We start from the raw sequence: 4218 nt of genomic DNA on the forward strand, positions 1-4218 counted from the left end.
ATAAAGGAATATCAGTACGACCACTTATCCCTGCTTGTCCACTATTAGCCGCAGGTACTTCTGTATTCTCTGATTGATAACCATGAACATAAATTTTAAAATTATTATTTCCATCTAATACTTTATAAGATTTACCTGTTGCTGTAGCGAATTCACCATTTTCTTTTCTTAACTCTGTAGAGGCTGCTGTATATCCTTCATTAGCTGAACGTAATTGTGAGCCTTTTTCTTCAATCTCTTTTCCATTACGTTCATCATGTGAACCAGTATTTTCAATTGAGTTTGAGTCAGATTTTTTCTCTGTGTTTTCAGCTTTCTTTCCGACAGTTGGTTGACCATTTGTAGTATCTACAGCTGGTGTTTCTTTTTTCTCAACTGGTTTATTTTTTAATTTTGATGATACAGTTGTCACCAATTTGCTATAAGCTGCTTTTAATTCAGCTTGAGTTGTTGCATTTACTACTGTAGATTTAGCTGCTGCTAATTCTGATTGTAATAATTGAAGAGACTCTTCTGTTTTATTAGCATATTTTCCATCTGCTAATTTTGTTTCAACTTCAGCAATATATCCTACTAATTCAGTTTTATCTAATGCTGGAGTTTCAACTTTTGCTTCAGCAGGTTTAACTACTTTCTCAGTAGAATCCTCTACCTTCTTCTCTTCTGTTGCTGGTGTTTCAGGTTTAGTTGAAGCAGCTTCATTCGCTAATACTGCTCCACTTCCTAAGAAAAACAATCCGCTTGCAATCATTACACTAGCGACACCTTGGCTAAACTTACGAATACCATATCGCTGGAATTGCTTCACTGGTTGTTGGTTATTGTTTTTTCCCATATTTACACTCCTTTATCATAATTTTTATTTCTTTTCCAATTATTTTGTAGATTATCTTCTTCTTTTTTATCTATGAAAAATACCTATTTTTACATAGAAAATTCCTATTCTAGATAATCAAGTTCATTCTATAGACAAATTTTATAAACTGCAAGTAAACTCTCTTATTTTTTGTGAAATTTCCCAACTTTTCACAAGCGAAAAAGTCTTACGAAGAATTTTTTACATTGAATAAAAAATTCTTTATAAGACTTTAAACATTTTATATATAATTAAACTTTTTGAATCCAACCTTCTGGAGATTCTACATCACCATATTGAATACCTACTAATTCATCATATAGACGACGAGTCACTGGGCCTACTTCTGTTTCTGAATAAAACACATGATAATCATCCCCATTTTGAATTCCTGCAATTGGAGAAATAACCGCTGCTGTTCCACAAGCTCCAGCTTCAGCAAATTCATCTAAACGATCTACATAAACATCTGCTTCTTTCACACTCATTCCTAAGCGATGTTCTGCTAACCATAATAATGAATATTTTGTAATACTTGGCAAAATAGATGGAGAGTATGGAGTGATAAATTGATTATTTTTTGTAATTCCAAAGAAATTCGCAGCTCCCACTTCTTCAATCTTAGTATGTGTCAATGGATCTAAATAAATACAGTCACTAAATTGACGTTTTTTAGCTTCTTTACCTGGTAATAAGCTAGCTGCATAATTTCCTCCAACTTTTGCAGCACCTGTTCCTACAGGAGCAGCACGGTCATATTCACTCACTACGAAGCTAGTTGGTGTTAAACCACCTTTAAAATAAGCTCCTACTGGCATTACAAAAATTGTGAAAATATATTCTGGAGCTGGGGTAACTCCAATTGTATCGCCTACCCCAATCATTAATGGACGAATATATAAACTTCCTCCTGTTCCATATGGTGGAATCCACTCTGCATTTGCACGAACTACTTCCTTAATTGCTTCAACAAAACGTTCTTGAGGAAACTCTGGCATTAATAAACGCGTACAAGAACGTGCAAAACGTGCTGCATTTTGGTCTGGACGGAATAAATTAATACTTCCATCTTGACAGCGATATGCTTTTAATCCTTCAAAAGCTTGTTGACCATAATGAAGTGCTGTTGATGCCTCACTAATATGAAGCACATTATCTTCTACTAAGGCTCCATTATCCCACTGACCATCTTTGTAATAACTAATATAACGATAGTCTGTTTTAATATAACTAAAGCCTAAATTGTTCCAATCTAAGTTTACTTTTTTTGTCATAACAACACTTCCTTAAAAAATTATTTTACCGGTTTATAATTACCCGATACTGCATCCATCTCTTCTAAAAGTTTTGTTGACTGTGTATATCTAAAAAATCCAAAGCTACTTGATCCACTTTGTTCTTGATGACGAATATGAATATCAACAGAATCTTTTGTTTGCGCTTGAATTAATATCGTATAATGATTATCCAGCAAGACTTGTTTCTTCGTTTCAATCTCTTTAATCGCTTCTTTTGCTAAAGCATTTAGTTCGGTAGTAGTTGTTCCTTCTTTAGTAGACGAAACCGTTGTTGTCGTTTCTTCAACTTTTGATGTCACTGCTGACTCTCCATTTTTAGAAACATTTACCATATCAGCTTGATTAAAAGTTTCTGTCCGACTTGTACAACCCATTAATCCAATTGCTAATAAACTGACTACTAATTTCCATGAAGATTTCATGGTATCCTTCCTTTCCACTTGCTTAGTTTCATAACTTTTCAAAAAAATGATAACGTGAAAACAATTGTTAAATTATTTTCAATTTTACAATTTTTCTGTATATTGTCAAGATAAATTAGCTAAAAAAGAGTAGGAAAAATCAAATGATTCTTTTGATTTTCCTCCTACTCCTAATAGAATTTCTAATTTCCAGTTGTTTGTGATTGTTCTGTTACATTTGGTGTATTATCAGAAAAATCTTTCAAAGCATTTTTCAATGTATCATCTGTAATTTTTACATCAGCTTCTTTCACTAATGAAGAAACTACAGAATGAATAGTAGCTGTATCTTTTAATTTTTCAGCTATTAATTCATCTTCTAATGTAGAACGTAGATCATTTAATGAACCTTTTTCTGGTTTTTCTACTAATTTAATAATATGATACCCATATTGAGTTAACACTGGTTCTTGTGTAATTTCTCCTACTTTTAGACCGTAAGCTGCATCAGCAAATTCTTTTACCATCTCAGAACGTTTAAACGGTCCAATTTTACCACCATTTTCAGCAGAACTTTTATCTGTTGAATTTTCTTTTGCTAAAGTATCGAAATCAGCACCATCTTTTAATTGTTTGATTAAATCTTCTGCTTTTTTCTTTGCTTCTGCTTTTTCTTCATCAGAAGCATTTTGTGCTACCCCAATTAAAATATGTTGAGCAGTAGCTTTTGGCTCCCATGAATCATAATATTTCTGAATCTCTTCATCGCTAAATTTATTAGCTTTTTTAACAGCTGCTGTAATTAATTTATTTAAATATACTGTTTCACGGTATGCATCTACTGAATTAAAACCACTACGAGCTAATACAGCTTTTAAAGCATCTTCTCCACCATATTGAGTTACTTGATTAGCAACTTCTTTTTTTACTTCTTCTTCTAGAGCTTTTTTATCTTTCACATCATTTTCTAAAACTTTTTGTAACACTAATCTTTGTAATGTTTGTTCTCCTGATGTTGTTTTTAACGCTTTATAAAACTCTTCCTGGGTAACATTACCTGCTTTTGAAGTCGCTACAGCTGATTGATTATTTGAACATGCTGCTAACGCTAAAGTTGATGCTACAGCTAACATCCCCATCATTGTTTTTTTCATTCTTTCCACTCCTGTCATACTACTAAATATTGCATTTCCCACAATATACCATATTTTCAGCATATTTCATAGCTTTTGAAAAAAAGACAATATTTTTTTCTTAAAATCTTCATATATTTCTATGCTTGTTATGTTTGCACAAAAAGAAAAAAGACTGGATTTTCATCCAATCTTGAAGTGACCCCAAAAAGTTAGACTTTTTTTGAGACGACTTTAGTCGTCTCTTTTTGATTGATAAAATGTATGAATAACCCCCTAGGGGGTTCGCGCCAAAAATTTTGGCGCGTTTTTTTGATATATCATTAAACGTTCAAATAGATTTTCTAGTTAAGCAATACTAGCAGAGTTTGAATGATACATCCTGTATTTTACAGGACTTAGTCCATCCAGTTTAATTTTTATACGTTTATTGTTGTAGTAATCAATATAATTGATAATAGCTTTCTCTAATTCATCAAGAGACTTAAATTCCTTTTCAAATCCATAAAACATTTCTGATTTCAAAATAC

Annotated in this window: 5 protein-coding genes; all 5 read right to left on the reverse strand. The window is 32.3% G+C overall.

What is annotated here, in order from left to right:
* On the reverse strand, positions 1-835 hold an 835-nt coding region (locus RWR88_RS08600), incomplete at its 3' end, for a YSIRK-type signal peptide-containing protein (protein ID WP_314451850.1).
* Positions 836-1107: 272 nt separating this feature from the next.
* Positions 1108-2130, reverse strand: a complete 1023-nt coding sequence (locus tag RWR88_RS08605) for a branched-chain amino acid aminotransferase (RefSeq protein WP_314451853.1) — start codon at positions 2128-2130, stop codon at positions 1108-1110.
* Between the two features lie 20 nt (positions 2131-2150).
* Positions 2151-2576 carry a hypothetical protein gene (locus RWR88_RS08610; RefSeq protein WP_314451855.1) on the reverse strand — a complete coding sequence of 142 codons (426 nt, stop codon included), beginning with the start codon at positions 2574-2576 and terminating at the stop codon, positions 2151-2153.
* A gap of 182 nt (positions 2577-2758) precedes the next feature.
* A complete protein-coding gene (locus tag RWR88_RS08615; RefSeq protein ID WP_314451858.1) occupies positions 2759-3709 on the reverse strand; it encodes a peptidylprolyl isomerase in 951 nt (316 codons plus the stop codon).
* A gap of 327 nt (positions 3710-4036) precedes the next feature.
* Positions 4037-4218 (reverse strand): IS3 family transposase (locus tag RWR88_RS08620; RefSeq protein ID WP_314451861.1); only part of this gene is annotated, 182 nt, incomplete at its 5' end.

Origin of the sequence: uncultured Granulicatella sp., from assembly GCF_963528195.1 — a bacterium.
Lineage (GTDB): Bacteria > Bacillota > Bacilli > Lactobacillales > Aerococcaceae > Granulicatella.